General features: G+C 63.8%; 17 protein-coding genes. All 17 read left to right on the top strand.

The features are described 5' to 3' along the window. Position 1 precedes the first annotated feature (1 nt). Positions 2 to 3772 (top strand): type VI secretion system membrane subunit TssM, encoded by a 3771-nt coding sequence (tssM, locus tag QUG03_RS22705; protein WP_253315662.1) that lies wholly within the window; start codon positions 2 to 4, stop codon positions 3770 to 3772. A 15-nt stretch (positions 3773 to 3787) separates the two neighbouring features. Beyond that, a complete protein-coding gene (gene tagF, locus QUG03_RS22700; protein ID WP_500821066.1) occupies positions 3788 to 4807 on the top strand; it encodes a type VI secretion system-associated protein TagF in 1020 nt (339 codons plus the stop codon). Positions 4808 to 4890: 83 nt separating this feature from the next. Further along, positions 4891 to 5403, top strand: coding sequence for a type VI secretion system contractile sheath small subunit (tssB, locus tag QUG03_RS22695; RefSeq protein ID WP_107798025.1), 513 nt, complete (start codon positions 4891 to 4893; stop codon positions 5401 to 5403). Between the two features lie 3 nt (positions 5404 to 5406). Continuing rightward, entirely contained in the window at positions 5407 to 6891 is a 1485-nt protein-coding gene (tssC, locus tag QUG03_RS22690) for a type VI secretion system contractile sheath large subunit (RefSeq protein WP_107798026.1), read from the top strand. Positions 6892 to 7004: 113 nt separating this feature from the next. After that, positions 7005 to 7502, top strand: a complete 498-nt coding sequence (locus tag QUG03_RS22685) for an Hcp family type VI secretion system effector (protein WP_043640831.1) — start codon at positions 7005 to 7007, stop codon at positions 7500 to 7502. Positions 7503 to 7789: 287 nt separating this feature from the next. After that, the gene (locus QUG03_RS22680; protein ID WP_158274210.1) at positions 7790 to 8224 is read left to right on the top strand and encodes an OmpA family protein; all 435 of its coding nucleotides are present in this window, start codon (positions 7790 to 7792) and stop codon (positions 8222 to 8224) included. 133 nt (positions 8225 to 8357) lie between these two features. Then, positions 8358 to 10976: a type VI secretion system Vgr family protein gene (locus tag QUG03_RS22675; protein ID WP_500821065.1), complete on the top strand. Its 2619-nt coding sequence runs from the start codon at positions 8358 to 8360 to the stop codon at positions 10974 to 10976. 30 nt (positions 10977 to 11006) lie between these two features. Continuing rightward, positions 11007 to 11921: a DUF4123 domain-containing protein gene (locus QUG03_RS22670; RefSeq protein ID WP_500821064.1), complete on the top strand. Its 915-nt coding sequence runs from the start codon at positions 11007 to 11009 to the stop codon at positions 11919 to 11921. Between the two features lie 79 nt (positions 11922 to 12000). Then, positions 12001 to 14568, top strand: coding sequence for a T6SS effector BTH_I2691 family protein (locus QUG03_RS22665; RefSeq protein WP_500821063.1), 2568 nt, complete (start codon positions 12001 to 12003; stop codon positions 14566 to 14568). Position 14569: 1 nt separating this feature from the next. After that, positions 14570 to 15733, top strand: coding sequence for a DUF6708 domain-containing protein (locus QUG03_RS22660; RefSeq protein ID WP_259046241.1), 1164 nt, complete (start codon positions 14570 to 14572; stop codon positions 15731 to 15733). A gap of 46 nt (positions 15734 to 15779) precedes the next feature. Further along, positions 15780 to 16940 carry a DUF6708 domain-containing protein gene (locus QUG03_RS22655; protein WP_500821062.1) on the top strand — a complete coding sequence of 387 codons (1161 nt, stop codon included), beginning with the start codon at positions 15780 to 15782 and terminating at the stop codon, positions 16938 to 16940. An 84-nt stretch (positions 16941 to 17024) separates the two neighbouring features. Further along, a complete protein-coding gene (gene tssF / locus QUG03_RS22650) occupies positions 17025 to 18884 on the top strand; it encodes a type VI secretion system baseplate subunit TssF (protein WP_166453147.1) in 1860 nt (619 codons plus the stop codon). Continuing rightward, positions 18848 to 19873, top strand: a complete 1026-nt coding sequence (tssG, locus tag QUG03_RS22645; protein WP_500821061.1) for a type VI secretion system baseplate subunit TssG — start codon at positions 18848 to 18850, stop codon at positions 19871 to 19873. Before tssF ends, tssG begins: the two co-directional genes overlap by 37 nt. A 47-nt stretch (positions 19874 to 19920) precedes the next feature. After that, positions 19921 to 22554 carry a type VI secretion system ATPase TssH gene (gene tssH / locus QUG03_RS22640; RefSeq protein ID WP_500821060.1) on the top strand — a complete coding sequence of 878 codons (2634 nt, stop codon included), beginning with the start codon at positions 19921 to 19923 and terminating at the stop codon, positions 22552 to 22554. A gap of 12 nt (positions 22555 to 22566) precedes the next feature. Beyond that, positions 22567 to 24009, top strand: a complete 1443-nt coding sequence (locus tag QUG03_RS22635; RefSeq protein WP_486636490.1) for a hypothetical protein — start codon at positions 22567 to 22569, stop codon at positions 24007 to 24009. Continuing rightward, positions 24006 to 24269 (top strand): PAAR domain-containing protein, encoded by a 264-nt coding sequence (locus tag QUG03_RS22630; protein ID WP_043641377.1) that lies wholly within the window; start codon positions 24006 to 24008, stop codon positions 24267 to 24269. Before QUG03_RS22635 ends, QUG03_RS22630 begins: the two co-directional genes overlap by 4 nt. A gap of 33 nt (positions 24270 to 24302) precedes the next feature. Continuing rightward, complete coding sequence (gene tssA / locus QUG03_RS22625; protein ID WP_107798038.1) at positions 24303 to 25394, top strand: type VI secretion system protein TssA; 1092 nt, start codon at positions 24303 to 24305, stop codon at positions 25392 to 25394. Positions 25395 to 25659 lie beyond the last annotated feature (265 nt).

Here is a 25659-nt window from a genome sequence, read left to right as displayed (position 1 = left end):
TATGAAAGGTTGGCTGCGTCACGCCAAAGTGGCTTCGGCAATCGGGTTCCTGATCCTGATCGCTTTGATCTGGTTCCTGGGGCCGTGGTTGGGCTTGGAGTCGCTGGAGGCCCGTTTGGGCTGGATTATCGGCGTCATGTTGTTTTGGGTGCTGACCCTGCTGGTGGGCCAGGTATTGGCGCGCCGCGCCGGCGGCCTGCTTGAGCGCATGCTGCGCAAGCAGGCGGACGAGGCGGTCATCAACGCCAGCTCCGACAAGCGCGCCGAGGTCACCCTGCTGCGCCAGCGGCTGCTGGGGGCGATCGACACCCTGAAGAAATCCAAGCTGGGCAGCGCCAGCGGCAGCGCCGCCTTGTACGAGCTGCCGTGGTACATGATCATCGGCCACCCGGCGGCGGGCAAAAGCTCGGCCATCCTGCAGTCCGGCCTGACCTTCCCCTTCAGCGACAAGAGCGGCATCCAGGGCGTGGGCGGCACCCGCAACTGCGACTGGTTCTTCTCCACCGAGGGCGTGCTGCTGGACACCGCCGGCCGCTACGCCACCCAGAGCGAAGATAGGGTGGAGTGGCTGGAATTCCTCAAGCTGCTGAAAAAACACCGGGCCAAGGCGCCGGTCAACGGCATCTTGATCGCCATCAGCCTGCCGGAGCTGGCGCAGCACCATAGCGAAGGCTTCACCCTGTACGCGCGCCAGATCCGCGAGCGCATTCACGAGGTCTGCAACACCTTCGGCCTCTTGGTGCCCATTTATCTGGTGTTCACCAAGCTGGACCTCTTGGGCGGTTTCGCCCAGTTCTTCCAGGACGCCAGCGACGAGGACCGCGCCAGGGTCTGGGGCGCGACGCTGAGCGCGGACCAGGGCACGGGCTTCGACGTGGCCAATGTGACCGGCCAGCAGTTCGAGCTCCTGTACCGCGGCTTGGTGCAGGCCGGCGAGGAAAAACTGATCCAGTACCGCGGCGATCAGGTCAAGCCGGCCCATTTCGCCTTCCCCATCGAATTCCACGGCCTGAAAGAGGCGGTGGTCAAGTTCGTCAAACTGCTGCACGAAGAAGACCCTTACCACGCGCGGCCCTTGCTGCGCGGTTTCTATTTCACCAGCGCCCTGCAAGAGGGCGTGCCGCGCATCGTGGCCGCCAATCGCGTGCAAGGCCAGTTCGACCTGAGCCAGGGCGGCCAGGAGATGAAGCAGGCGCCGGCGTCTTACAGCTACTTCCTGCGCAATCTGTTCCGCGACGTGCTGTTCCAGGATCAACACCTGATCTCCCGGCAGACCAAGCCCAGCGGCAGCCGCTGGCGTCTGTTCGGCATGGCCGCTGGAGTGTTGTCGCTGGCCGCGCTGGCCAGCTTCTGGACCTGGTCCTTCATCGGCAACCAGCATTTGCTGGACGAGGTGAAGGCCGAGCGCGCGCAGGCGCAAAAGCTGGCCGCCAGCGGGCAGCTGTACGACAAGCTGCGTTCGCTGCAGATCCTGCAGAAGCGCCTGGAGGAATTGCAGTCCTACCGCAAGAACGGCGCGCCGTGGCAAGTGGGCCTGGGCCTGTACCAGGGCAAGGAGCTGGAGCCGCAACTGCGCCGCGAGTACTTCGCCGGCCTGAAGGAAGCGATGCTGCGCCCGGTGCAGCGCAATCTGGAAACCACGCTGGTGGCCCTGAAGCCGGAAGCGCCCGCGCCGACGCCCGCGCCCGCTCCGGTGGTGAGCGAACCGCCCAAGCCGGCCGCGCCGGCTCCGGCGCCGTTCAAGCCCAAGCCTAAAAAGCACGCGCCGCGCGGCGGCTTGCCCAATATCAACTTGAGCGCGCTGGATTGGCCGCAACGCGCCACCACGGCCAAGCTGGAAGCTTCCGCCGCGCAAGGTGAGACCGCCGCTGCGCAACGCAATCCGCAGCAGTTGGACGCCAGCTACAACGCCTTGAAAACCTATCTGATGCTGCACGAGCAGAAGCGCATGGACGAAGCGCATCTGATCGACCAGCTGCCGCGCTACTGGCGGCCTTACCTGGAAAGCCAGCGCGGCCAGTATTCGGTGGAAGAGGTGATGGCGGTGGCCGAGAAGCTGGTGGCTTTCTACGTCAGCCAGATCAAGGAAGCGGACCTGCCGCTGATCGACAACAACGCCAAGGTGGTGGGCGAGGCGCGCGAGGTGTTGCGCGGCTCCTTCAAGCGCCTGTCCGCTCAGGAGCGGGTGTTCAATGAGATCAAGGCCCGCGCCAACACCCGCTTCGCGCCGCTGACCGTGGCGCGGATCCTGGACAACCGCGACCTGGACGTGATGGCCGGCAGCCAGATGGTGGAGGGGGCTTACACCCGCGAAGCCTGGAACGGCTACGTCAAAGCCGCGATCGACGAAGCCAGCAAGGGCGAAATCCGCAGCGACGACTGGGTGCTGGCCTCGTCCTCTCAGGACAATCTGGGCCGGGACGGCGACGTGGAGAAAAACCGCGCCGCGCTGGAAGCCCTGTACCGCGGCCAATACGCCGCCGCCTGGAAGAAATTCCTGATCGGCGTCACCACCCGCGACTTCAGCAACCCGGCTCAGTCCGCCTCCGCGATGGCGCGGCTGTCCGACAAGCAAAGCTCGCCTATCAAGCTGGTGCTGGCGCGCGCGGCGATGGAGACGGCCTGGGACAATCCGTCCGAGCTGAACCGCTCGCTGGAAAACGCCAAGCAGTCGATGCTGGAAAAAACCGCGGAATTCCTCAAGGGCGGCAGCGCGCCGGCCCAGGCGGACAAGGCCAAGCTGTACGGCGAAGTGGGCCGCCAGTTCGCCGGCGTCGCCCAACTGGTCAAGGGCGACAATCCGCCGATCAACGCCTACCTGGATCAGCTGGCCAAGCTGAAAGCCAAGCTGGCGGCGATCTCCAGCACAGACGAGCCCGGCCCGCAGGCGCGCGCCGCCTTGCAGGCGACCCTGGGCGGTTCCGGCTCGGAGCTGGGCGACACCGCCTCCTTCGTCGACAACACTCTGCTCAGCCAGGTCACGCCGGAAACCGGCGAGATGGTGAGGCCCATGCTGGTGCGTCCGCTGACCCAGTCCTACAACGCCTTGCTGGGACCGGTGGCCAACGACATCAACCAGGCCTGGGCCAATGAAGTGCTGCCGCAGTGGAAGCAGCTGGCCGGCAAATACCCGTTCGCGGATTCCAGCAACAGCGCCTCGGTGGCGGAGATCAGCCGCTTCGTCAAAGCCAACGACGGCACGCTGGACAAATTCATCAACAAATACCTGAACGGCCTGGTGCAGAAGAAGGGCGACCAATTGGTGCCGCGCGCCTGGGGCAATATGGGGGTCAAGTTCAACCCGGCCTTCCTGTCCAGCGTCAGCAGCCTGTCCGCGCTGGCCAACGCCCAGTTGCAAGACGGCGAGAACACCCGTTTCGAACTGCAGCCGACGCCGACGCCAGGCCTGTCCGAAATCGTGTTCGAGGTGGACGGCCAGGAACTGCGCTACCGCAACGGCCCGCAGGCCTGGCAGCCGTTCACCTGGCCGGGCAACGGCCAGAACGCCGGCGCCCGCATCCAGGTAGTGTCCTACAGCGGCGCCAGCAGCGTGGTGGGCAACCAGCCGGGCCGCATGGGCCTGATGCGTTTGCTGTCCAGCGCCAAGGTCAGCCAGGACAGCCCGGACTCCGCCCAGCTCACCTGGAACCTGCGCAAGGCCGACGGCGAAGCGCAGACGGTGAAATTCAATTTCCGCATGGTTGGCGGCGTCAATCCGCTGCAACTGAACAAGCTGTACAAGCTGACCTTGCCTGAGCGCGTGACGCTTTAAGGGAGACACATAGTCATGGCGTTCAATTTCAAGCGGGCGCAGGAAACGCCTCCGCAATTCTGCATTTTCGGCAAATTGCCGCGCCGCGGCGATTTCGTCCGCGTCAACGCCACCCACTCGGCGGCCACCCAGCTGGACCAGCTGCTGGCGCAAAGCCTGGGCGGGCTGGAATCCGGCCCGGAGGCGGTGGAGCGCTACCGCGCGATGCCGGGCACCAGCTTCGTGCTGCGCAGCCGCGACCAGATGTGGCTGTCGCTGGGCGTGATGCAGCCCAGCCGCGACGAAAGCGGCCGCAATTACCCGCTGGTGGCGGCCTCGCTGATGCCTTGCGACGCGGCCTTGCCGCCGTTGTCGGTGCTGATGCTGGCCAACGAACTGTTCTTCTCCGGCCTTAAGGAGCAATTGAGCAGCGCCATCGACAATGCGGTGGAAATGCTGGCCTGCCGCCAGTTCCTGGAGGAGCAGTCGCTGTTCGGCATCTCCTCCGTGGCGGATCTGGATCTGGCGCAGCAGTTGCTGGAACGGCATCTGAGCGTGACGCCGGCCTCCCACCTGAGCCGGTTGTTGAGCGGCCGCGGGCTGCCGGACCTGGAGACGGTGCTGCTGGCCTTCACCTTCCACCATCAGCTGCTGCGCAAGTTCCAGGGCAGCCTGACGGCGCAGACTTATCTGCTGCCGCTGCCGGACCGCGACGGCGAAGACATGCTGGCCGCGGCCACCTGGCTGTCGCTGTACCAGGCGGCCACCGCCGGCCAGGCGGGACAGGCGGAGCAATGCCTGCTGATTCAGCGGCCGGAAGGCCGCTTCCTGGCCTTGCTGCCGGGAGATTTGAACGAACAGATCGTCGCACAGTGCTGGGGAGGGCAGTTGGACGCCCGCTTCATCGTCGACGTGGCCGAGCCGCACGCGCCGTGGCGCAACCACCAGGCCTACGCCGAAGCGGCTTACATCCTGGGGCGGAGGCTGAACGATCCGTCCATTTCGGTGGCGCAGCTGCGCGAGGTGGCGTCCAGCCTGTCGCGCAGCGTGGCCTGAGTAGTGGCGTAACACCGGAGCGGCCGGCGACATTCGCCGAGGCCGCTCCAATCAGAGCTTTGTGAACTTGAGAGAGAACCATCATGGCCAAAGAAAGCACACAGAAAAAACTGTCGCGGGTACGCCCGCCGCGCGTGCAGATCACCTACGACGTTGAAATCGGCGACGCCATCGAAACCAAGGAACTGCCCTTCGTGCTGGGCGTGCTGGGGGATTACTCCGGCCACAGCAAGGAGCCGCTGCCCAAGATGAAGGAACGCAAGTTCGTTCAGATCGACCGTGACAACTTCGACGAAGTGCTCAAGGGCATGGCGCCGCGCCTGGCCATCAAGGTGGACAACAAGCTGAAAGACGACGGCAGCCAGCTGGCGATGGAGCTGAACTTCGACGAACTGGCGGATTTCGAGCCGCAGAACGTGGTGGATCAGGTCGAGCCGCTGAAAAAGCTGCTGGACGCGCGCAAGCGCCTGGCCGACCTGCGCAACAAGATGGCGGGCAACGACAAGCTGGAAGAATTGCTGGATGAAGTGGTGCGCGATACGGAAAAGCTGAAGGCGATCAGCCAGGCCGCGCATCCGGACAAAGCGGGAGAGTGATAGATGAGCGCAGAACAACAACTTGAGGCCGGCGCGGCCGCAGCCCCGGCGGCGGCAGGCAGCCTGCTCGACTCCATCATCGAGCAAAGCCGCGTCGCCACCAACGACAACGAGAAGGGCCACACTCGCGACCTGATCGGCGAGCTGGTCGACCAGGTGCTGGAAGGCAGCGTCAGCGTATCGCGCGATCTGTCCGCCAGCATAGACGCGCGCATCGCCGAAATCGACGCGCTGATCTCCTCACAGCTGAACGAGATCATGCACCACAACGACTTCCAGAAGCTGGAAGCCTCCTGGCGCGGCCTGAAATACCTGGTGATGGAGTCCGAAACCAGCACCATGCTCAAGATCAAGGTGCTCAACGCCTCCAAGAAAGACCTGGTCAAGGACTTCAAGGCGGCGCCGGAGTTCGACCAGAGCGCGCTGTTCAAGAAAATCTACGAAGAAGAATACGGCACCTTCGGCGGCGCGCCTTACGCCGGCCTGGTGGGCGATTACGAATTCACCCGCCACCCGGAAGACTTCTACCTGCTGGACGAACTGTCCCACGTGGCGGCCTCCGCGCACGCGCCGCTGATCACCGCCGCTTCCTCCGGCCTGTTCGGCCTGGAGAGCTTCACCGACGTGGGCAAGCCGCGCGATCTGGCCAAGATCTTCGACACCGTCGAATACGCCAAGTGGAAATCCTTCCGCGAATCCGAAGACTCCCGCTACGTCGGCCTGGTCTTGCCGCATGTGCTGGGCCGTCTGCCCTACGGCCGCGACAATGTGCCGGTGGAGGAATTCGACTTTGAGGAAAACGTGGACGGCAGCACCCACGAAAAATACCTGTGGACCAACGCCTCCTACGCCTACGCCGCGCGCCTGACCTCCGCCTTCGCCCAATACGGCTGGCTGGCGGCCATCCGCGGCGTGGAAGGCGGCGGCCTGGTGGAAGGCCTGCCGGCCCACACCTTCAAGACCGACGACGGCGAAGTGGCGCTCAAGTGCCCCACCGAAGTGGCGATCACCGACCGCACCGAAAAACTGCTGTCCGATCTGGGTTTCATCTCGCTGGTGCACTGCAAGAACACCGACTACGCGGCCTTCTTCGGCGGGCAATCGGTGCAGAAGGCCAAGACCTACAACACCGATTCGGCCAACGCCAACGCGCGTTTGTCCACCCAGCTGCCCTACATCTTCGCGGTATCGCGCATCGCGCATTACATGAAATCCATCATGCGCGACAAGATCGGCAGCTTCGCCTCGCGCCAGAACGTGCAGGACTTCCTGAACACCTGGCTGGCGCAATACGTGCTGCTGGACGACTCCGCCAGCCAGGAAGCCAAAGCCAAATATCCGCTGCGCGAAGCGCGCGTCGACGTGGTGGAAGTGCCGGGCAAACCGGGCGTCTATCGCGCCGCCGCCTTCTTGCGGCCGCATTTCCAGCTGGATGAACTGACCATTTCCCTGCGTCTGGTGGCGGAGCTGCCGCAGCCGGCGGGTTAAGGCTGGAGAGCCTGCGCGCGTCCGCCGGGTTCCGGCGCGGCGGCGGGCGCGGGCGTCTTTTGGAATGGGAGGGCTCGCCTCCAATTTTTGACCTTTGTTCTAAGGAGAAGTAAATGGCTTTTGATGCATTCCTGAAAATTGACGGTATTCCTGGCGAAAGCAGCGACGACAAGCACAAAGACTGGATCGAAATCCAGTCCTTTGCCCACAAACTGGAACAGCCGGCCCAGGCTACCGCCAGCTCCGCCGGCGGCGCCACCGCCGAGCGCGTGAACCACGCCGCTTACGAAATCACCCACTTCCTGGACAAAGCCAGCCCGAAGATCTACGAAGCCTGCTGCAAGGGCCAGCACATCAAGGAAATCACCATCGAACTGTGCCGTGCCGGTGGTGACAAGGTGAAGTACATGGAGATCAAGATGGAACAAGTCCTGATCGCCAAGGTTGAGCCGCACGGTTCCGCCAACGACAACGGCTTCCCCAGCGAAAAAGTGAGCTTCACTTACGGCAAGATCAAGTGGACCTACACCCAGCAGAAACGCGCTGACGGCGCCGGCGGCGGTAACGTCAGCTCCGGCTGGGACCTGACCGCCAACAAAGCGATCGCCTAAGTCTCAGTAGCGAAGAAGTGACAACCCGCCCACTGCCCTGGGCGGGTTGCAAGAATCTGTTCAATGTCCGCCGCGTGCGCGAGACCTTGCACGGCGAGTACCGCTTCGGAATGCTCATGCGCCCTAGGGCCAGTCCGTTTCTTCCGCTGTTTTCGCCCTGTTTCGCTCGTGACCGCCGGGCTTTGAACAGACTCTAAGGCACCCCGGGGGCCGCCGCGCGCCGATTGGCCGCGGCGGGCTCCGGGATGTCCTTTACCCATGTCAAAGTCAATCCGGGAAGTAATGCTATGAAACGTTTGCTGATGGTCGCCGCGCTCGCCCTGTCGCTGGTGGGCTGCAAGACCAATCCTAACGCTCAACAAGCCTCCAACGACCCCGCCGTGATCAAGGCGGCGGAAGAGAAGGCCGCGCTGGACAAGGCCGTGGCCGCCAATATGGCCATAGACCCCAACCTGATCCCGTTTGAAAAAATGAGCCCCAAACTGTCCCCGGTGGGCGAGGCTCAACTGCAACTGCTGCTGCCCAAGCTCAAGACCGCCAAATCCATCCTGGTGCGCGGCCACTGCTACCGCGGCGACATCGGCAATGCCCGCGCCGCGGCGCAAACCCGCGCCATCGCCGTCAAGCAGTTCCTGAGCGACGCCGGCGTGCCGGCCAATAAAATCACCGTGCGTTACGACACCGAGCGTCAGCTGCACGCGGTGCGTCTGATCGCCAACTGAATCTCGGCGCCGGGCCGCCCAGCGCAAGCGGGCGGCCGGGCGTTTTCGGGTGCTTAAGCAAACCCGGCGCGGCCGCGCACGGTTTGCTTAAGGACTCGCCAATTGCGCAGTCGATTTGAATCAGGTTAACGCCATGGACCCCAGCACCCTGCTCGCCAGCTTCGCCTCCGCCTTCAACCAGGACCAGCGCCTGCTCACCCTCAGCCTGGGCGACGGCAGCGTGGCGGCCGAGCAATTGCTGCCGCTGAGTTTGGCCGGCGAAGAAGGCGTGTCCCGGTCTTACGCCTACCAGCTCATCTGCCTGTCTCCGGACGGCAAGATCGAACTCAAGAGCCTGCTCGGCCTGCCGGCCCGGCTCGGCATCCTCGACGCCGCCGGCGCGGAGAGCCTGCGCTGCGGCGTGGTGTCCAAGGCCGAGTGCCTGGGCTCGGACGGCGGCTTCAGCCGTTATCAGCTGACCATTGAACCGCCGTTCGCGCTGCTGCGTCACCGCGTCAGCTCGCGGGTGTTCCAGGATCAATCGGTGCCGGACATCGTCACGCAGATTCTGAGCGAGCATCAGCAGGCCAATCCGGTATTCGCCCGCGTCCAGGCCCAGGACTTCAAGACCGGCCCGGCGTCGCCGCGCAGCTACTGCCTGCAATACCGCGAGAGCGATTACGACTTCATCGTGCGCCTGCTGCACGAAGAGGGTTACGCCTGGCGTTTCGACCATTTGGACGGCGACACGCCACAAGTGCGCTTGGTTGCCTTCGACGACCCTTACAGCCTGCCGCCGGCCGGCGTCGAGCGGGTGCGCTTCCACCGCAGCGACGCCACCGAGGCCGAAGACGGCCTGACCGAGTGGAATGCCCAACGCCAGATCGTGCCCGGCGCGGTGGCTTTGGCCAGCTTCGATTATCAGCCGGTGCAGACCCAGCACCGCGGCGACGACAGCCGCATCGACCAGGGCCAGAACGGCAAGGCCTTGCAATCCTCCTTGCACGACTACGACCCGCAATCGCTGTACTACGCCGGCGACGCCGACCAGCTCAGCCACTACGCCCAGCTGCGCCAGCAGGCGCATGACCTGAACGCCAAGCAATTCAGCGGCGGCGGTTCGGTGCGCGGCCTGGCCGCCGGCCAGTGGTTCCGCCTGGACGACCACCCGGCCCACGACGGCGACAGCAGCGAACAACGCGAATTCGTCGTCACCCGCCAAGCTTTAAGCGCGCGCAACAACCTGCCGGCGGACCTCAAAGCCTTCCAGGATGGTAAGGAAGCCCAACCCTTCCGCGCCGACTTCGACGCCCAACGCCGCGGCGTGCCGCTGACCCCGGCCTACGCCCACACCGAACTGGCCAAGCCCAAATCCCGTGGCGTGCAGACCGCCACCGTGGTCGGCCCCCAGGGTGAAGAAGTCCACACCGACCAGCACGGCCGCATCAAGGTGCAATTCCACTGGCAGCGGCCGGACGAACATCCGAGCATAGGCGCTGGGATGGACGACAAATCCTCCTGCTGGCTGCGCGTGGTGATGCCCAGCGCCGGCGCCGGCTGGGGCCATCAATTCATCCCGCGCATCGGCCAGGAAGTACTGGTCGACTTCATTGAAGGCGACATCGACCGCCCGGTGATCACCGGCGTGCTCTACAACGGCAGCCACCCGACGCCGGACTTCAGCGGCGCGGGCGCGCTGCCGGCGAATAAAACCCTGTCCGGCATCAAATCCAAGGAACACCAGGGCGGCCAGTACAACGAACTGCTGTTCGACGACACCCCCGGCGAAGTCAGAACCAAGCTATCGAGTGAACCGGGCAAGACCCAGCTCAACCAGGGCTTCCTGACCCACCCGCGCAGCAACGGCAAGGCCGAAGCGCGCGGCGACGGCTTCGAACTCAGAACCGACAGCCACGGCGCCATCCGCGCCGGCCACGGCCTGCTGCTGAGCACCGAAGCGCAGAACGGCGCTGGGGGCAAACAACTGGCGCGCGAACAAGCGCAAAGCCAGCTGGACGCGGCGCTGGGTCTGAGCCAGAGCCTGGGCGAAACCGCGACCGGCCAGCAGGCCGACACCATGGAAACCGGGCCGGAGGAAATCGGTCCGGACAACGCCAAAGCCGCCAAGAAAACCGAAGGCCACCTGCAACACCAGGCCGCCGCGCTGAAAGCCTGGGAAGCCGGCAGCAACACCGACAAAGACGGCAAGACCGCAAAAGACCAAGCCGGCCAACAACCGCTGATCGTGCTGTCCGCGCCGGCGGGCATCGCCAGCCTGAGCCAGCAAAGCCAGACCGTGGCGGCCGGCACCAATCTGGACCTGGTGGCGCAGCGCGACACCAACCAGACCAGCGGCCGGCGCTGGCTCCATAACGTGGGCCAGCACATCAGCCTGTTCGTCGCCGGGGTGAAGGACAAGGTGGCGCTGAAGCTGATCGCGGCCAAGGGCAAGGTGCAGCTTCAAGCGCAGAGCGACAGCATTGAAGTCACCGGCGATCAGGACGTCAAGATCACCGCCATCAAGGGCCAGCAGCTGTGGAACGGCAAGAAGGAGATTCTGCTGACCAGCGGCGGCGCTTATGTGCGGATCAAGGACGGCAAGATAGAGCTGCATGCGCCCGGCACCGTCAGCTTCAAGGGCGCAAACCACGATTGGAGCGGGCCGGCCAGCACCAGTCTGCCCACCCCTTCGTTCAAACCTCCGCAACCCTGCAACTACCAGGCCGCGGACGCCGCGCACGCCGGCGCGGCGAGCGCGCCGTATCCGGATTGAGCGTTGCGGCCAGGATGAGAGATTGGAACTATGCAGGCTTTGCATGAAATTTTGCAGGCGGATGCGCCGGCAGGCTGGTATCTGCTGTTGGACCGGACTCTGGGCGACCCGCTGGCGTCGGAGCAGTTGGCGGCCTGTTTTCCGGAGCCCGCGGTCACGGTGTTGAACGACGCGTTTTTTGCCCATGCGCCGGAACAGGCGCCGCTGCTGATAGACCTGGCGCAAACCGTGGACTTTGGACCGGAGGAGCGCCAGGCCTGGCTAAGTCGGGGGGCCGACGACATCGGCGACTCGCTGCGCAAGGGCGGCGCCGTCATGGTCAGCGCCTGGCTTCGGTCCGCGCAGCCGGCGGAGCAGGTGGCTAGGCATTTGAAGCGCCTGTTCGCCCAGCCGCATCCCGATGGACGGCAACATCATCTGCGTTACTACGACCCCAGGATTACGAGCCTGTTGGACCAGAGCCTGAGCGGCGAGGACAAGAATCAGTTGCTGGGGCCTATCGATCATTGGTGCTATCCGGCCCATCCGGCCGCGTATCGGCATATGGCGATAGACGAAGCCAAGGGCCGCGCCAGCGCGGTGTCGCTGCGCGCCGAGCACTGGGCGCGGCTGGACTGGGCCGCGCATTACCACAAGCTGTTGCGCACGGTGGCGGGTTTGAGCGAACTGCACCCCGACGCGGTGGCGGCGCAGTGGCCCGACTTCCCGCTCGCGCTGAGCTGGCTGCGCGAAGCCGCGGCCTTGCCCTGGGTGGACACCGAGGATGAAGCCGCGGGCTGCGTCGCGCTGTGGTGGTTGTTGGGAAGGGACTGCGAAGAGCGCTATCCGGACGTGGCGGCGGAGCTGGAGCAGTACCGGCAAGACAGAGCCCCGGCGTTGACGGAGTGGCTGCTGTTCGCCGGCGCGGAGTTTTGGAACAAAGCAAGGCAGCAGCCGTTTGCGTGATGTCGGCGGCCAATATCGTCGGTTTAAGGCCTGAGGCAAGTTGGCGCAAGGCAGCGTCGGAAAACCTGGAATCAATCAAGTGAGCACTAAAACCCCCTGCGGTAACAAATTTTGCGGCAAGACCGGGCTGATGCTGCTGCCGCTGCGCTATGCGGTGGCGGCGAGCGAGGAAGGGCACGCCGAGTTTCCGGAACTCAGCGGCACCCTGGGCCAGGGCGTGGCGGACAAGAAGCTGCGCACCGCCGCCTACACCGTCCGCATGCTGCGCCAAGGTTATCTGTACGTGATGACCAAGCGTTCGGGCAAACTCAAATGGGAGAGCGCCTGGGCGGTCAATCACCAGGGCTACATCGCCAGAATCGCCTTGGGCGACGCGGTGCAGCCCCCGCCGTTCACCTGCACCACCAAGGGCGACGACATCAACGCCTCGATGATCTCCATCGAGAAAGCGCAGGATGTCAGCGAATTCCGCGTGCTGTTCCTGCCGGACCCGCTGTCCAAGGCCGCGCTGAGCAAGATCGAATCCGACAGCAAGCTGCATAACAAGCTGCAAAAATTCCAGGCCAAGGCCGTGACGCAGCCGCATGCGCTGCAGCCGGGCGACCTGCGCTCCAAGGTGGTGGAATTCCGCTCCATCGAAGGCGGCGAGCGCAAGCTGGCCCCGCGCTTCAACAACCACATGCACCCCTTCTTCGGCGCGGAAGCCAAGCTGGTCAAGAATGAGCCTTACCCCTATACCGGGCGGCTGAAAAACCTGGGCGTGGAACTGCTCAATAAAAAGGGCATGGCCATCGTCCTGCACGACCCGCTGGGTCTGGCCCAGGAACTGAACAGCTGGCGCAATCTGTCCATCGCCCGGCTCTGCACGGTGATGGCGGCGGAGAGCACGGTGTTCGCCAAGTATACGAACGAGCAACTGATGGCCATCATCCGCTCGGTCAACGCTGCGGAGGAGCAGGTGCGCAACGGCGCCATCAGTCGGCGCGAACCCAAACTGGGGGTGGCCCTGGATGACTTGGCCAAGGAGGCGAAAACTAATCCGAATTTCCGGGCTCCGGATTTGAGAGGCATTCCGTATGACAGCATCTACAAGAACCGGGAAGAGTACGAAAGCAAAAAGCAGGAATGGCGGCGCAAGTACGCCAAGGGTATAGGGGATGGTGCCTGGGAGAAATACGGCAAACGCTTGTGGCCCAAGTCGTCCTACAACGCGGTGCTCAAGAGCTTTGAGGCGCTGGGCGACGTTTGCGACCAGAAAAACCAGGAGCGGGCGCAGGACTTGATGCAGTGGCTGAACGCGCCGCTATTGCACGATACCCTGGGGTTTTACGATGACCAGCACTTTGAGAGCGGCGTCGCTTTCGCCGGCCAGGTCGGTTTTTGCGTGCACGGCCTCAATAGCTGCAACATTGGTCAGGAATGGCTGATCAGGCAGGTCGAGCAAAAAGACCTGAAGCCCAGCGCGATGGTGTTCAAAGCCGCAATGCTGAACTATAAGACCGCGACCGAGGCCTATGTGGCGAAAGGCGGACTCAGCGACGCGCTGTCGCCGTATGAAAAAGTGCAGGAGGCCGGCAAGGGCATCAGCGATGTCTGGTCCAAGGTCAAGGACCTGGCCGAGAAGCTGGAAACCGTCGCCCATGTCAGCGGCGTCAGCACCGCCCACCTGGGCGGCGTCAACCTGCTGCTGCTGCAGCTGGGCCACGCCGGGCTGGCCCGGATGCCGGGCGGCAAGCTGCTGGACAAGCAGGTGCTGCGCGCCGGCGTGGTCCACCGGCTGCTGTCGCTGTCGCTGGGCAAGATCATGAACAAGGATCTGGCGGCGGCCTACCCCAATCCCAACGCCTTCGACGCCAAGAGCGTGGCGGCGGCCAAGGCCCAGCGCAATCAGATCAATAAGCTGCTGACTGCGGCCAGCAAATCCAACAGCATGAACGGCCTGCGTTTCGGCTCGGTGGTGGCGATGCTGGAAATGATGAATGTGATGATGAAGGCCGGCAAGCTGGGGGAAAAGCCGGCGCAGCGTGAGGCCTGGGAGCTGACTGCGGCCGCCTTGGGTCTGGGCGCGGTGATGCTGGAGCTGACCGGCAGCGTCTGCGAGAAGATAGGCGAGAGCCGCAACCCGGCGCTGATTAGCGGCAGCAAGGTGGGCGTCGGCGCCTTGAAGCTGGCTTCCGGCAGCTTGGGTACGGTGGCGGGTGTAATTGGCGCGTTTGTGGATTTTGACAATGCGAGTGATCAGTTAGGAAAAAATTCAAAATTGATGATTGCCTATGTTTTACGAGGTGTTGTATCAACTTCAGGGGCAATTGTTGGCGTTGGTATTGCATTGGGGGCTTCCGGGCCATTTTTAGAGTGGTTGCTAAAGCGTGCGACCAGCAGTTTTGGTCGGACTTTATTGCAAGGAGCGCTTACCGCTAGTGAGTTCGTTGCAGGGGAGCGTATTGCGTTGCTGTTATTACGCGGGGCGCGCTTGTTTACTGTGGCAGGCATAGGTTTGACCGTGGCGATCTGGCTGTTTAGCGATAATGCGTTGGAAAGCTGGTGTGACAAATCCTGCCTGCGTAAGGATAGAAAGGCCGCTGGCTTCGGCAGTGCGGCGGAAGAGGGGGCGGGCTTGGACGCCGCCGTCTTGGAGGTAAAGTGAGATGTATCTGATGGAGTGGATGGTGGTCTTGGACCACAAGCGCTACAAGCCTGGATCGATATGGGATGAGCAGCAAAAGAAAAATGCCGATCGTGAAAAAAAGCATGAGAAAAAGCTGTCCGCACAAGGCTTGGGGCATTTGCTGACAACGAAGGAGTCGGATATTCGTGAAAGTCGTTCAGAGGTGGTAGATGACAATTGCTCTATCTACCGAAAAACGAGTACCTATTTGGATGTCTGTACTTACAATGATGATAAGAGAGGCTTGCTGACCCTTCTGTTTAGCGTGATTTGCTATGGATTATATACCTGTACTTATATTTTAGGCTTTCTCATTTTTCAGCTAATAACTGGTAAAGATAGTTTTGGGTTCGACTTTGAGCCAGATTTGGATTTTTGGATTGGTTTTGTAGGGTTTGCAGTTATCACTCCTGTAGTTTGGGGCTGTTTCTTTCGTTATTTGCTAAAGGCTTGGCGTTTAGAAGCCTTTACCAAACGTCGATTGGTAGTCCGTTTCAATAGGGTGACGCGCAAAGTCTATTTGTTGCGACCTAGTTTTTTGGGCGGGGTCAAGGCCTATGACTGGGAAGAGGTTGACGCCATTTTGCCAAAAAACATGCCGAATCATGAGGGTATAGGCGGCATGCTGGTATTGGCGGTTAAGACGGAAGAAAACGAAAATCCTTATCGGGATTTTGGCGTGGATGGCGCCTTCCTGGGCTTGCCGAGCCGGGACTACCAGCATTTGCTGTCGTTCTGGGAGTATATCCGCCGCTTCATGGAGGATGGCGCGGACGCGGTGCCGGCGCCGAAGCGGCTGCGCAGCAAGTGGCCTAACCCCTTGAGCAGTATGTGGACGGTGTCGCGGCTGAGTCTGCCGGGCGGCTTCGATCTGGGGCGCAGCTTCTTGTGGCTGCGCCTGGCGTTGACGCCGGTGTTCGTGATCTGGGGGCTGGGCCATTACGCCTCGCTGCTGCTGAGCTACGAAGGCCGCTTCCCCAAGGCGATTCGACAAGCGAGCGGGGAGTCGGAACTGCGTTCTTGGCTGGAGTTGCTGGCTTACAACCTGTTGCCGCTGCTGTATACCGCTGTGGGCTTGTGGCTGTACTACGCTTGGCGGCACGGTCTGGATTGGCGTTTGCCGCTGTCTTATTTGGGGTTATAGGCAAAGCCGGATGATGATGGCGGTTTGAAAACAGGAAGAGAGGCTTATGTATTTTTTGGAATGGTCGCTGGCGATGGGGCGGCGCAAGCATAAGCCTGGCTCCTGGTTTGATGATATCCAGAAAGACATAGCCGAAGAGAATAAGGACGACGCCAAGAAAATGCGGGCGCGGGGTGTGCATTATGACCCGGATGCCCGTGAAATTGATGTGAAAGAGAGCCGGTCTGAATTATTGGATGATAATGGATCTATTTATCGTAAAACAGATAAGTATTTGGATGTTTGTACATATAATGATGACAAGCGAGGGTTGTTGACTTTTATTTTCCTGGTGTTGATGTATGGTTTGGTTCCATGGTGGAGTGCGAATGTTAATCAATGGTGGTCAATCATTAATATGGGGGTGGCTCCAAATGGTGATGCTCTTGATGTCGGGTATATTGTTCTTTTGTTGGTTAACATAGGCTTTTTGTTGCCAGTTACTTATGTTTTCTTTCGTTATCTTATTGGTATATGGCATTTAGAGGCGTTCACTTTCCGCCGGCTGGTAGTGCGTTTCAACCGTCAAACGCGCAAAGTCTATTTATTGCGGCCCGGGTTTCTGGGGGGAGTTAAAGCCTACGACTGGGACATGATTGATGTGGGCCTGCCCAAGGACATGCCGAATCACCAGGGCATAGGCGGCATGCTGGTGCTGGCGGCGCGGGCGGAGTCTACCGACAATCCGCACAGCCCGCTGGGCGTGGATGGCGCTTTCATTGGTTTGCCGAGCCGCGACTACCAGCATTTGCTGTCGTTCTGGGAATATATCCGCCGCTTCATGGAAGACGGCGCGGACGCGGTGCCGGCGCCGAAACGGCTGCGCAGCAAGTGGCCCAACCCCTTGAGCAGCATGTGGACGGTGTCGCGGCTGAGCCTGCCGGGCGGTTTCGACCTGGGGCGCAGCTTTTTGTGGCTGCGCCTGGCGTTGACGCCGGTGTTCGTGATCTGGGGCCTGGGCCATTACGCCTCGCTGCTGCTGAGCTACGAGGGCCGCTTTCCCAAGGCGATTCGGCAAGCGAGCGGGGAATCGGAACTGCGTTCCTGGCTGGAACTGCTGGCTTACAATCTGTTGCCGATGCTGTATACCGCTGCGGGCCTGTGGCTGTACTACGCGTGGCGGCATGGTCTGGATTGGCGTTTGCCGCTGCGGTATTGGGTCGGTTGAAGATTTGGCCGGGCACAAAGATAAAACAGGGCGGGCGTTGCCCGCCTGGTGAGATGAATACTTAATGATTGCGCGTGAGCCTTAATGCTTGAATCCTTATTGCCGTATTACGAACGCGAACTCGGACACCTGCGCCAGCTGTCCGGCGAGTTCGCGCGCCGCTATCCCAAGATCGCCGGCCGTCTGCAAATGGAAGGCGACCAGTGCGAAGACCCGCACACCGAGCGGCTGATCGAGTCCTTCGCCTTCCTGGCCGCGCGCATCCACAAGAAGCTGGACGACGAATATCCGGAGGTGGCGGCCAGCTTCCTCAATGTGCTCTACCCGCATTATCTGCAGCCGATTCCCTCCGCCACCATCGTGCAGTTCGAATGCGATCCGCAGCGGCCGGAAATCGCCAAACGCTACCGGGTGGAGCGCGGCCAGCCGGTGCACGCGCCGGCGATGCAGGGCGTGGTGTGCAAATTCCGCAGCGCCTATCCGGTGGACCTGTATCCGCTGTCGCTGACCGAGGCCAAGCTGGAGCTGACCAGCGGCTCGCCCTATCTGCGCCAGCTGGCGCCGGACGCGGCGGCGGTGCTGACGATGGAGTTCCATACTCACGGCGGCCTGGCGCTCAACGCCATCGGCCTGCAATCGCTGCGCTTCTTCCTGGACGGCGAGCCGGCGCTGATGCATCTGCTGTACGAAATGCTGCTGTCCAATGTCCTGAGCGTCAGCGTGGGCGACGGCAGCGAAGACCCGGCCCGCACGCGCAAGCTGCCGGCGGACAGCCTGCGGGCGGTGGGCTTCGGCCGCGAGGAAGGTCTGCTGGACTACGACGAACGCTCCTTCATGGGCTACCGGCTGCTGACCGAGTACTTCTGCTATCCGGACAAATTCCTCTTCGTCGATCTGCTGCGCTTGGACAAGGCGGTGGCGCGGCTGGACGGCGACAAGCTGGTGCTGCGGATCTTGCTGGACGAATACCCGGACAGCGAGCGTCACAACCGGCTGCAGACCCAGTTGCAGGCCCAGCACATGAAGCTGGGCTGCACGCCCATCGTCAACCTGTTCACCCAGCCGGGCGAGCCCATCCGCGTCACCCACCAGAAAGCCAGTTACCCGGTGCTGGTGGACGCGCGCAAGCAGCAGGCTTACGAGGCGATCCAGATCAAGCGCGTGGTGCGGGTGGAGAAATCCGGCGACGGCGAAAGCAGCGAGGAGGTGCCGTCCTTCTACGCGATACGCCACGGCAGCGAAAAAAAGACGCCGCGCTTTTATTGGCACGCCAGCCGGGAGCCCTCGCCGCGCCAGAGCGATAAGGGCACGGATCTGGAGCTGCACCTGGCGGACCTGGAGTTCAACGCGGTGCGGCCGGCCACCGAGGTGCTGAGCCTGGAGCTGCTGTGCAGCAACCGCGATCTGCCGGAGCAGATTCCCTTTGGCGGCAGCCAGTCCACCCAGCGGACGGATTTCTCGCTGCCCGGCCATTCCGTGGTCAAGCGCGTGCGCCTGTTGCGCAAGCCCAGCGCCAGCCAGCGTTGCCCGCTGGGGCGCGCGGTGCAGTGGCGGCTGGTGTCGCATCTGTCGCTGAACTACATGTCCATCGTGGATTCCGGCTGCGCCGCCTTGCAGGAAATGCTGGCTTTGTACAACCTGACCGATTCCCCGGTGAACGTGCGCCAGATCCAGGGCGTGGTGGGGATAGAAAGCCAGCCGGCGGTGACCCGCGTGTCCGGCCGCGATTTCAGCGGCTTTGTCCGCGGCAGCGAAATCCGCCTGACGCTGGACCCGGATTACTACGTCGGCGGCAGCGTTTATCTGTTCGCCGCGGTGCTGGAGCGTTTCTTCGCGCTGTATTGCGCGCCCAATAGTTTCACCCGTTTGCGGGTGCATGCGGTTCAACAAGACGAGGAGGTAGCCTCATGGCCAGCCCGAGCCGGCGAAGCCCTCGTGATCTGAAACTGGAGCTGGCGCGCGACGCCAGCCAGTTCGGTTTTTTCCAGGCGGTGCGCATCCTGGGCCTGTCCGCGCGCAAGCGCGGCGAGCGCCGCGGCCGGCTGCCGGCCAGCTTGCGCTTCCGCTCGCTGGCCTCGCTGTCCTTCCCGCCCAGCGAGCTGTGTCGTTATCAGCCGGCCAAGGAGCCGGAGCAGCTGGACGCCACTGACGAGATGACGGTCAGCTTCATCGGGCTGACCGGGCCCAGCGGCGCCTTGCCCACCAGTTATACCGAGCTGCTGCTGGAGCGCCGCCAGCAGTACAAGGACGGATCGCTGCACGCCTTCCTGGACATCTTCAGCCACCGCGCCACCGCCTTGTTCTTCGGCGCCTGGCGCAAATACCGCTATTGGCTGGAAGTGGAGGCCGGCGAGCGCGACGGTTTCACCCGCAATCTGCTGGACCTGGGCGGCCTGGGCCTGTCCCAGCTGCGCAAGCAGATGGGGCCGGACGCGAGCCTGGACGAAAACCTGTTCATCTATTACGCCGGCCTGCTCAGCCAGAAGCCCTTGTCGGCGCAGGCGCTGGAAACGCTGATCCAGGGCTTTTTCGGCGTGGACGCCGCATTGGAGCAATTCATCGGCCAGTGGATGCAGGTGCCGGCGGCGGAGCAAAGCCGGCTTGGCGACAGCGAGAGCGAGCTGGGCGTGTCCTTGTTCGCCGGCGCCCGGGTTTGGGACCGTCAGACCAAACTGCAGCTGCGCTTGGGCAGCATGCGCCGCGCCCAGTTCGAAGCCCTGCTGCCCGGCGGCCCCGGCGCGCAGGCCTTGCAGGCGCTGCTGCAATTCGCCGTCGGCCACAATCTGGCGGCCGACGTCAGCCTGGTGCTGGACAAGCGCGACGTGCCGGCGGCGCAGCTGGGCGGCCCGGCGGACCTGCGCCTGGGCGGCAATTGCTGGCTAGGCGCGCAGAAGCAAGATCCTGAAGACATGCGCTACGCGCTGCTGCATTGAGCGGCGCGAGCGGAATCGACTTTTCATTTTGAGCGTATTGGAACGATATGTCCGTATCCCTGAAAGCCCTGATCGACAGGCTGACCCCCACCGCCCGCCAGGCGATTGAGCAGGCGGCCAGCCGCGCGCTGGCGCGCACGCATTTTGAAATCGAGATCGAACACGCGCTGCTGGCGATGTTCGACCAGGACAACAACGCCGCGCTGGCGGCGCTGCACGCGCTGGGCGCGGACCTGCCGCGCATCGAGCGCGAGCTGGAAGCCGCGCTGGACGCCTTCCGCAGCGGCAATACCCGCAATCCGGTGCTGTCCGGCTGGCTGCCCAAGTGGCTGGAAAAAGCCTGGCTGCTGGCCAGCGCGGAACAGGGGCAGGACGATGTGTCCACCTTGGACCTGTTGCTGGCGCTGTGGCAGGACGAGGCGCTGCGCGGCGCGTTGCAGTCCGGCTCCGCCGCGCTGGCGCGCCAGGACGCCGGCCGCCTGCAGGGCGCTTACGCCGCCTTGCGTCAGCACGGCGGCGAGGCCTCGGCCAACGCGCCGGCCGCCGAAGCCGGCGCGGAACCGACGATGGCCGCGCCCGTGGCCGGCAAGCGCGGCAGCCCGGCGCTGGATAAATACACGATAGACCTGACCGCCCAGGCCAAGGCCGGCAAGATCGACCCCATTCTGGGACGCGACGTTGAAATCCGTCAGATGATAGACATCCTGATGCGTCGCCGGCAGAACAACCCCATCCTCACCGGCGAGCCGGGCGTGGGCAAGACCGCGGTGGTGGAAGGCCTGGCGCGCAAGATCGTGCACGGCGAAGTGCCGCCGGTGCTGGCCGGCGTCACCCTGCGCACCCTGGACCTGGGTCTGTTGCAGGCCGGCGCCAGCGTCAAGGGCGAGTTCGAAAACCGCCTGCGCCAGGTGATAGACGAGGTCAAGGCCAGCCCGGTGCCCATCATCCTGTTCATCGACGAGGCCCACACCTTGATTGGCGCCGGCGGCGCGGCGGGCCAGAACGATGCGGCCAACCTGTTGAAACCGGCGCTGGCGCGCGGCGAGCTGCGCACCATCGCCGCCACCACCTGGGCCGAGTACAAAAAGTACTTTGAAAAAGACGCCGCGCTGGCGCGCCGCTTCCAGGTGGTGAAGGTGGAAGAACCGGCGCCGGAAATCGCCGTGCAGATGGTGCGCGGCCTGACCCCGGCGATGGCCGAGCACCACAAGGTGGAAATCCTCAACGAGGCGGTGGCCGCCGCCGTGCATCTGTCCAGCCGCTACATCGCCGGCCGCCAGCTGCCGGACAAGGCCATCAGCGTGCTCGACACCGCCTGCGCCCGCGTCGCGCTGTCGCGCGCCGGCAAGCCGGGGCCGATCGAAGACGTGTCGGTGCTGATAGACAATATCGACCGCGAAGTGGCCGCGCTGCAGCGCGAAGAAGGCCACGCCGAACGCATCGCGGAGCTGGAAGCCCAGCGCGCCGAACTGCAGGCGGACCTGGAGAAATTGCACGCCGCCTGGGATGAACAGCAAAAGCTGGTGGCGGAAATCGACGAGCTCAAACAGCGGCAGGCCGAGGCCAAGCCGGCCAAGGGCAAGAAGCTCAGCCCGTTGCAGACCAAGCGCAAGGCGCTGCGCGAACTGCAGAAGCTCCAGCCGCTGGCCTTCGAGTGCGTGGACGAGAGCGTGATCGCCGACGTGATTTCCGGCTGGACCGGCATCCCGCTGGGCCGCATGGTCAGCAATGAGCTGGAGCAGGTGCAGAAGCTGGCCTCGCTGCTGGGCGCGCGCGTCATCGGCCAGGATCACGCCTTGGAGCAGATCGCCGAGCGGGTGCAGATCGCCAAGGCCAACCTGGAAGACCCGGGCAAGCCCAAGGGCGTGTTCCTGCTGGTGGGGCCGTCCGGCGTGGGCAAGACCGAAACCGCGCTGGCGTTGGCCGAGGCCTTGTACGGCGGCGAGCGCAATCTGATCACCATCAATATGTCGGAATACCAGGAAGCGCACAGCGTGTCCGGCCTCAAGGGCTCGCCGCCGGGCTATGTCGGTTACGGCGAGGGCGGGGTGTTGACCGAGGCGGTGCGGCGCAAGCCCTACTCGGTACTGCTGCTGGACGAGGTGGAGAAAGCCCATCCGGACGTGATGGAGCTGTTCTTCCAGGTCTTCGACAAAGGCCTGCTGGAAGACAGCGAAGGCCGCGAAGTCGATTTCAAGAACACCATCATCCTGCTGACCTCCAACGCCGGCTCCGATCTGGTGATGCGCGCCTGCGAGCACGGCGTCACCGTTGAAGGCGAAACCCGCGATCCGACGCCGGAAGACCTGGTGGAGATTTTGCGGCCCACCTTGCAAAGCGTGTTCAAGCCGGCCTTCCTCGGCCGTCTGACCATCGTGCCCTATCTGCCGATCAGCGACGAAGTGCTGCGCGCCATCGTCGGCCTCAAGCTGAACAAGATCCGCCAGCGCATCGCCGACAACCACGGCGCGCAAGTGGAGTTCCCGGAAGAACTGGCGGAACAGATGGCGGCGCGCTGCCTGGACGTGGACAGCGGCGCGCGCAACGCCGACGCCATCCTGACCCGCACCCTGCTGGCGCAGATATCCAGCGACCTGCTGGCGCGCATGGCTTCCGGCCGCCCGGTGAAGAAGATCGCCGTCTCGCTCAAGGGCGAGCAGGTCAAAGTGCGGCTGAGCTGAGGAAACGCGTCCATGTGGAAAATGTTGGGCCTGTTCGGGGTAAGCACCGTCGCCTGGTGGGGGCTGCTGTGGCTGGTGTTGCCGCAAAGCTGGCAGCGCATCAGCCCGTCGGCCATCCTGCTGCTGCACCTGGGGCCGCCGATGTTGCTCAGCGCCGGCGTCAAGCTATGGGGCTATCTGAAGGAAAAGCGCGCCAAGCAGGAAGAGACCGAGCAAGAGAGCGCGGCCGAGGCCGAGCGCCAGTCCGCGCGCGAGGCCGCGCGCGAACGGCATCTGGCCGAGCTGCGCGAACGCCAGGCCGTGGTGGACTGCCGCTGGCTGTGGGCGCGCGCCGTGCCGGCCCATGGCGAGCCGGACTGGCTGGCGGAAGCGCCGGAAGGCTGTCTGTGGTCCTGCCTGGACGCGGCCGACCTTGACGCCGACGAGGCGCTGGAAGGACTGCGGCCGCATGTGACCGAGGCCTTGCAGGAACTCTACGCCGTCGCGCCCGGCGCGGCCTGGCTGCCGCTGGTGATGGAAGTGGTGCCCAGCCTGTCCGGCATCGAACAGATCGCCGCGGTCAAGGAATGGCAGACGGTCGCCATGGCCGAAACGCTGGACGACGGCGAATGGCCGGCGCCGGAAGCGCGTTTCCTGGCGGGCGCCGGCACCGGCACGGTGGCGGACCGCGCGCGGCAGTTGCTGCAACAACAGCCGGAACTGCCGGGCGTGATCATGCTGGGCGCCGACGCGCCCTTGCTGACGCGAGGCGGCGAAGAGCGGGACGAGAGCGACCCCGCCACGGCGGAACGCCTGCGCTGGCTGGGCAAGCCGGGCCTGGCCGTCGCCGTCATGCTGTTCCTGCGAGAGCAATTGCCGGAGCCCGATTTGGGCCCCGTCGCCGTGGCCGAGGGCGCCGACCCTTATCAGCCTTATTGGGAAAAAGACTTCAGCCGCGCGGGCGGCAGTTGGGGCGTGGTGCCGGCCCGTCATCAGGCCGGCCTGGCCGAGCTGCCGGTCTTGGCCCAATTGGGCCAGTCCAGCGCGGCCGCTGCGCCGCAGGAGCGCGCCTTGCAACTGACGCGGCAACTGCAACCGGTGCTGGACAACGCCTTGGTCAACGCCGCGCTGCTGGACTACCCGTTCAGCCCGGAGGACGCCAAGCCGGAAAACGATAAGGCGGCCAGCCTGGGCTGGCTGGTGCACAACGGCGGCGACGTAGACGCCGGCGGCGTGCGCCTGGCCGCCATCGCCAGCGCCTTGAACCGCCACGCGGTGGAGCTGCACCCCATCGACGAGGCCAGCAATCTGGCGCGGGAGTGGGGCGACGTCGGCGTCGCCGCCGACGCCATGCTGGCCGCCGCCGCCGTCAGCCACAGCGCGCGCCTGGCCGCTCCAGCCCTCATTACTCAATTCAGCAACGATCATGTGGCGCTGGCCATGGCCAGACCGCCGCGCGAGGAGGCCACAGCATGAAACGCGTGATCCGATTGGGCGACCCCACCGACCATGGCGGCAAAGTCGTCAGCGCCGCATCCAGCACCACCTTGTTCGGCAAGCAGGTCGCCTGCCTGGGCGACGCCGTCACCTGCCCGCAGCAAGGGCACGTCAACTGCACCATCGTGGAAGGCGACCCAAGCTGGGTGGTCGGCGGCAAGCCGGTGGCGCTGGAAGGCCATAAAGTCAGCTGCGGCGCCTCGCTGATCTCCACCATGCCGGAAGTCGGCAAGGGCTGATCGCAACACCTCTATATATAGAAGCCACAAAGCATGGAAAACATCGAACAAACAGTGCAGCAATTGCTGGTCCCCATCCCCGGCGGCTGGCCGGCGGGGGAGGACCTGGCTTACTCCACGCTTTTCGACCAGATTCGCGAAGCCCGCCGCAGCGACGACCCGGGCCTGTCCCAAGGCGATTGGGAACAGACGCTCAAAACGGCGGAATGGCCCAAAGTCATCCGCCTGTGCGAAGACGCGCTGAGTCAGAACAGCAAAGACCTGCAATTGCTGGCCTGGTACGCGGAAGCCCAGGTCCAGGCCAACGGCGTTCCCGGCCTGACCCTGGGCCTGGCCGCGCTGGAGGGCTGGCTGCGCCAATACTGGGACAGCGGCTATCCTGAACTGGACCCGCACGATCTGGACGAGCGCGTCGGCAAGCTGGAGTGGCTGAATCAGCAACTGGGTCTGGCCATCCGCAACGTGCCGCTGCTGAAACCGGAGTTCGGCGCTTACGGCTGGAACGACTGGCAGCAATCGCGCGACGTGGAAAACCTGGGCTTGAAAGACGCCGAATCCAAGGCCGCGGCCATCGCCGAGGGCAAGCTCTCCGGCGACGAGTTCGAAAAGAGCGCCAACCTGTCCGGCCACGCCTGGTTCCAGAGCCAGGCTGAGGCGCTGGTCCAGGCACTGGGCCGCTATGAAGCGCTGGACGAGCAAGTGGACCAGCGCTTCGGCGGCGAAGCGCCCAGCCTGGCGGAGATCCGCAACGGCATCTACGCCTGCCAGGATCTGGTGTTGCGCTACCGTCAACAAACCGCGCCGGCCGGCGTTACGCCGGCTCCCGTGGAACCCGCCGTGGAAAGAAAAGCCGTGACCCAAAGCTATAGCGCGCCCACCCCCGCCGCTTCGGCGGCGCCCGTCGCCTTCAACGGCCAGATCCGCAGCCGCCAGGAAGCGGTGCAGATGTTGAGCGAAGTCGCCCGTTACTTCCGCAGCAACGAACCGCATAGCCCGGTGGCCTTATTGGCCGAACGCGCGGCGCGCTGGGCCGAGATGAGCTTGGAAGAATGGCTGCTGCACGTGGTCAAGGACGATTCCACGCTGAATCAGCTGCAAGAACTGCTGGATGTGAGAAAGGATTAAGCGGTTTCAGGCCTCCGCAACCGTGCGGGCCGGCGAAGCGCCGGCCCGTTTTTCATGGTTCGGCGGGGTAGGGAAGACGTGTCGGCAAATACCCTTTCCGGATATTGCTTGCTGCATCAAGGGTTTGGCTTGCGGGACCCGCTTTTGTTGAGGTTTTTCTCGCAAAAGGTGTTGACGGGTTTAGGGGTCTGACGTATAGTTCGCCTCCTCAGCAGACAACGCAGCGGCGGAAACGAAGCGCAGCGGCCTGCACCGATCTTTAACA

The sequence above is a fragment of the Chromobacterium sp. CCUG 30098 genome, from assembly GCF_059916605.1.
The sequence above is the reverse complement of the archived record's forward strand: the minus strand, read 5'-3'. Positions and strand labels throughout refer to the sequence as shown.